General features: G+C 66.7%; 3 protein-coding genes. 2 read left to right on the top strand and 1 reads right to left on the bottom strand.

Annotation, left to right across the window (positions count from 1 at the left end; all coding sequences use genetic code 11):
* Positions 1-74 precede the first annotated feature (74 nt).
* Complete coding sequence (locus K2X24_RS10295) at positions 75-2231, top strand: flagellin (protein ID WP_292497528.1); 2157 nt, start codon at positions 75-77, stop codon at positions 2229-2231.
* A gap of 66 nt (positions 2232-2297) precedes the next feature.
* Here K2X24_RS10295 and K2X24_RS10290 read toward each other — a convergent pair whose 3' ends face one another.
* On the bottom strand, positions 2298-3287 hold the full coding sequence (locus tag K2X24_RS10290) for a site-specific integrase (protein WP_292497526.1): 990 nt from the start codon (positions 3285-3287) through the stop codon (positions 2298-2300).
* A 371-nt stretch (positions 3288-3658) separates the two neighbouring features.
* Here K2X24_RS10290 and K2X24_RS10285 point away from each other — a divergent pair, with 371 nt between their 5' ends.
* Positions 3659-4822 (top strand): replication initiator protein A, encoded by a 1164-nt coding sequence (locus K2X24_RS10285; RefSeq protein WP_292497524.1) that lies wholly within the window; start codon positions 3659-3661, stop codon positions 4820-4822.
* Positions 4823-5654: the final 832 nt, after the last annotated feature.

Genomic DNA, 5654 nt, shown 5'->3' with positions numbered 1-5654 from the left:
GCTTAGCAGTTCGCGCCATCTGGTGAGGCGCCCTCGCAAATAGAGGGGTCATTGATCAGAAGGATCAAACCGAAATGTCTTCCGGCATTACCCTGACCGCCGCGACCCGCCAGAACCTGCTCTCGCTGCAGGGCACCGCGGACCTCCTGACCCAGACCCAGAACCGCCTCTCCACGGGCAAGAAGGTCAACTCGGCCCTCGACGATCCGACGAGCTTCTTCACCTCGCAGTCGCTGACCGGGCGCTCGGGTGATCTCGGTTCGCTCCTCAACGGCATCTCGAACGGCGTCCAGACGATCCAGGCCGCCAACCAGGGCATCACCTCGATTCAGAAGCTGGTCGACTCGGCCAAATCCACTGCCAACCAGGCCCTGGCCGATAAGAGCGCGACGACCAGCGGACTCGCGGCGACGGCTGCTACCGTGAGCGGCAGCAAGAGCTTCCAGGGACTCGCCGGCACCGCTGATGGCACGCAGGACTTCTCCAGCGTCGCCAAGGACGGCTCGCTCGATCTCTCGCTTGATGGCGGCAAGACCAAGACCACGATCCGCCTCGACTCGTCGACCCTGGCCAACAACAGCTCGGATCTGACCAAGGTCTCCGCATCGCAGCTGGTCACGGCGATTAACAGCCAGATCTCCAACAGCGCTGCCCTGAAGGGCAAGGTCACCGCATCCGTCGGCGGCGACGGACGCATCAACTTCGCCACGACCAGCTCGGGTGCGACCCAGCAGCTGTCCGTCAGCGGCTCGACGAGCTCGACCCTCGATATCGGCTTTGGCAAGGCGAGCTCCACGACCAACGCGAAGGTCGCGGCTGGAGCGGCCTTCGGTACGCCGACCTTCAGCGCGACGGCGGGCTCGTTCCTCAGCGTCGGTGACGGCAATGTCACGGCTTCGCTGGCGGTGAATTCGACCACCCTCAAGTCGGACGGTACCGCTGTCGGCGTCGCCCCGACCGCCGATGACGTCGTCGACGCCTACAATGTGCAGCTCAAGGCCGCCGGCTCGACGGTTTCGGCCTTCAACAATGCCGGTACCATCGAGTTCCGCGCACAGGATGTCGGTCCGACCGGTGTCGTGACCGTGAGCGTCGCCGCTCCGCCGTCGGGCAGCACCCAGGTCACGGCTGGTTTCGGCACGACGACGGGTGCGAGCACCGGTACCTTCACGGCTGGTACCGGCACGGCCGCCACCGGCCTGTCTTCGACGGGCTCCGATGCCACGGACGGCTCCGCCAAGGCGATCATCAACGGCTCCGTTGCCATTGCCGATGCCACCGGTGGACCGCCCGCGACCGCCGGCGGCATCGATCTCTCCGGCACCAAGAACGGGTCGTTCACGATCCAGCTCGGTTCCGGTCCGGCCAAGACGATCACGCTCGATGCGAGCAAGATCACGGCTGCTGGTGGTACGGCCGGCTTCGCCAGCAGAGACAGCATCGCGGCCGCGATCAACACGCAGATCGCTGCCGATACCGGCCTCGCTGGCAACGTGTCCGCCAGCTTCGACGCCAACAACAAGCTGGTCCTCAGCTCCACCAATGCCGGCTCGACCCAGAAGATCACCGTAACGGCCGCCCAGGGCACGACGGTTGCCAACAACGTCAATATCGGCCTTGGAACGCAGACCTCGACCGTGAACGGCACGTCCACCAACACCGCGGTCGCGCTCACCTCGACGGGCAAGGACAGCTCCGGCTCGACCAACTCGACCCGTACCACCCTGTCCAAGCAGTTCAACGAGATCCTGAACCAGATCACCCAGCAGGCCAAGGACTCGAGCTACAACGGCATCAACCTGCTTTACCGGAGCAGCGACGACGCCAGCGAAAACTCCCTGAAGGTGACCTTCAACGAGACCGGCACTTCCAGCCTCAGCATCGCGGGTGCCAAGCTCGACTCCGACGGCCTCGGCCTCACGGCCGTGACCGGCGGCTTCCAGACCGACGACGAGATCAACAAGACACTGACGGCGATCACCACCGCCACCAGCCAGCTTCGCGCCCAGTCCTCGACCTTCGGCTCGAACCTGTCGATCGTGCAGAACCGTCAGGACTTCTCGAAGAACCTGATCAACATCCTCGACACCGGTGCGGCCAACCTGACGAACGCGGACCTCAACGAGGAAGCCGCCAACTCGCAGGCCCTGTCGACCCGCCAGTCGATCGGCATCTCGGCCCTCTCGCTCGCCAACACGGCGCAGCAGGGCATCCTGCAGCTGCTCCGCTAAGCGGATCGGTCTTCGCGACGACAGGCGGCCGGGGGAAACCCCGGCCGTTTCGCGTTGGGGCGGCCCCTACAGGAACCCGCTTCCCGAGTGATCCTTGAAGGCGTTGGCGCGGCGGATGTAGCCCACCACCGTGCGGGGATCGCGGTGGCCCGACTGGTCCATGATCCGGGCCAGATCCGCGCCACGCTCGGCGGCCGTGGTGATGTACCCGGCCCGCAGGGAGTGGGCGGCGAAGGTCGCGGCGTCGAGGCCGGCGGCCCCGGTGTAGCGCTTGACGATGTCGGCCACGGCCTGGGTAGTGAGGCGCGGCGCACCGGCCCGCACGCGGCCCGCCCGCGAGACGGGGCGGAACACCGGCCCGTCCGTGATCCCCCCGGCCGCGAGCCAGTCCTTCACCAGGAGGACCGGCCGGATGAAGCGCCCGTGCGGGATGGCCTTCTCGAAGCCGCGGCCCTCCTGGTCCGTCTTCGAGCGCCGCACCCGGACCCGCAGGCCGTCCCGGTCCTCGCGCAGGTCGGCGACGTCGAGGGCGACCAGCTCCGAGCGGCGGAAGGCTCCCGCGAAGCCCAGACCGAGCAGGGCGCGGTCCCGCTTGCCGGTCATCGTGTCGGGAGTGCGCATCAGCATGGCGGCGAGCACCTCGACGGTGGCGGCGGCCTTCTGCACCGGCGCCGTGCCGATGGTGCGCCGGATGCCCTTCAGGGTCGCCCGCACGTCCGCGTCGTCGGTCGGGTCCGGCAGGCCGGCGAGCTTGTGCGCATAGCGGATCGCGGCGCAGCGCCGGCCGATGGTCGAGGCCGCCCGGCCCCTCTCCGCCTCGTGCGTCAGGAACCCGGCCACGGCCCGGGGGGAGGCCGGCAGGGCGGCGAACCCGTACCGGGCGCACCAGTCCTGGAACAGCACCGCGTCGCCGCGATAGGCCCGCAAGGTCGCCTCCGCCTTGCTCGCGCGCTGGTAGGCCCGAACGACCACGGCGAGTTCGGACGGGAGGTCGGTGCCGGGCCCGTGGAGGGGCTCGCCTCCTGCGGCCGGCGAAAAGATCGTCCCGGTGGTCACTCGATCTCCGTGCCGCGCGCGGGCTCCGGCCCAGAATGGCGCGGCGCGGCGCCGGGTGCAATCCGGTGGCGGGGGCGTCGCCCCCCTGGAAATCGACCCTGACGATTTCGAAGCCTTGCGTCGGACAAGGCCTGCGCCGGGTTCGAACCACGGCAGCCCATCGGTTTTGACAGAAAGACCGGATAAGAAACCGTCATGACACCGTCCCGTCCACCGGCCGAATACGCGCTGCACCTCGCACCCTTCGACCGCGAAGCGCGCCTCGGTGGTCCCGGAGATCCCGGACCGCGTGGCCAAGGCTTGCCGGAGGATCGGCGCCGGCGTCTTCCAGGGTCCGGCGATGCGCCCGACCGGCATCCGGGGATTGCGGAATGAGCGGCAGGCCAAAGCAGCTCGGCGACCTGCTGGGCGACCTCGACCCGAACCTCGCCAAAGCCTTCGAAGGCCTCGGCCGGGAGGTCCTGGCGGATGCCGAGCGCCAGCAGGCCGCGACGGAGCGGGCCGGGGCGGGCGCACAGAAGCGCCAGGAGGCCTCGGGAGGGGCCTCAGGAGGGCCGGCAGCCCAGATCCAGGCGCCGCCCCTCGAGACGGCGCCGAAGGTCGCCAGCGGCCAGTCCGGCGAACCTGAGAGCCCAAGCCAGGCCCTCACGCAGCAGATCGACCTGTTCATCGCCACCGGACGGGCCGCGGCGCCCAAGGACGAGCTGGCGACCATGGAACATCCCGTCTACGCGATCGAGGACGGCGACCAGCGCATCCTGACCTACGAGCACAACGGCGTGACCCTGGAGGTGACGCCCTCCGTGAAGGGCCGGGCGACCATCCACGACAAGGACATCGTCCTCACCTGCGTGTCCAAGGTGGTCGACGCCGTGAACCGCGGCGAACCGGTGTCCCGCACGGTCAGCATCAAGGCGCACGATGTCCTGACCTTCACCAACCGCAGCACGTCGGGGCGCGGCTACGACCTGCTGGAACAGGCCCTGGAGCGGCTCGTCGGCACCCGCATCAAGACCTCGATCGCGACGGGTAAGCCGGCCCGGCGCCGGACCAAGGGTTTTGGCCTGATCGATGCCTGGGAGACGATCACCCGGGGGCCGAACAACCGCCTCGAGGAGCTGCGCATCACGCTCAGCGCGTTCACCTTCGACGCCGCCATGGCGCTGGAGGTGCTGAGCATCGATCAGGACTACTTCAAGCTACGGAAGGCCACCGAGAAGCGGCTCTACGAGCTGGCCCGCAAGCACTGCGGCGACCAGGGCCGCTGGAAGGTCGGCCTTGATCTGCTGCAGAAGAAGGTCGGCAGCCGCCAGCCCCTGTTCAAGTTCCGGGCGACGGTGCGCGGCATCGGCGAGGCGGGGTCCCTGCCCGGCTACCATCTCGTGTTCCTGCACAGCGACGATTCCGTGGTCTTCTACGGCCGCAGCGAGGGCGGTCTCGCAGTCATGGAAAGCGATCTGGTGACGCTTCCCAAGCTCAAGCCGAAAGGCGCGCGCCGCAAATCCGTGCGTCGACCCGTCATGAAGGGCGATTGATTCGTCACTCCGCGGATAAATCACCGCAAAGCCTTGTCGTTGAACGACTTTATCGGAACGCACCTTGAACTGAGCAGTTCGTTCTTGACAGGGAAGCCGGTGTTTTGCAGCCGCACCCGACGCGGATTCGTCACTCTGCGGATAATCGACGCCTCCGAGACCCCAGGATTCGTCACTCCGCGGATGTTGGATTCGTCACTCTACGGATAAAGATTCGTCACTCCGCGGATAACGGACTTCGTCACTCCGCGGATAAACACCCCCAATTTCGCCAGACAAATCAGGGGTTTGCAAAACCCTAACAACGCGCGCGCGTCTTTAACTGTTTAACAGATCTTTTAACGTCCTCGCGGAGCGGCGGCAGAGCGGGGAAACACGCCGCCGCGAGGCCGAAGATCCGGGCGAGACGACGCTGCAGGCGTCGTTCAGGTCCCTCCCCTCCTCCCACTGACCGAAACATCCGCGCCCTCGAACACGAGCAGCCTCGGAGGCATCAAACTTTCGAGAAGAACGCTTATCGAGGGTTATAATTTTCTTTGAGGCGAAGCAGCAGCATGCATGCCACAGTTTGATAGTGGGCCTTGTTCGAAGTTTTGGCTGTCGGAATGGATGCTCGCTTAAAATAAGCACGATCTCCCCGCTGGTTCGGATACGCGAGGCCACATGCACGGCAACGACCGACGCACGAAGTCGAACAGGCCAAGCGAGTGGGTGATCGTATCGAACAGGCTGACGGGCATCCTCTTCGTGGAATTCGTGCCGGATGACCGAGACGAGGCTCCGCGCACGAAGTGGGAGCCGCGTGCCCCGTTCGCGACCTCCGTCTGCTCCA

It is taken from the genome of Methylobacterium sp., from assembly GCF_019750675.1.
Taxonomy (GTDB): domain Bacteria; phylum Pseudomonadota; class Alphaproteobacteria; order Rhizobiales; family Beijerinckiaceae; genus Methylobacterium.
Note: the sequence above shows the minus strand (reverse complement) of the source record. Positions and strands in the feature narration are given on the sequence as shown.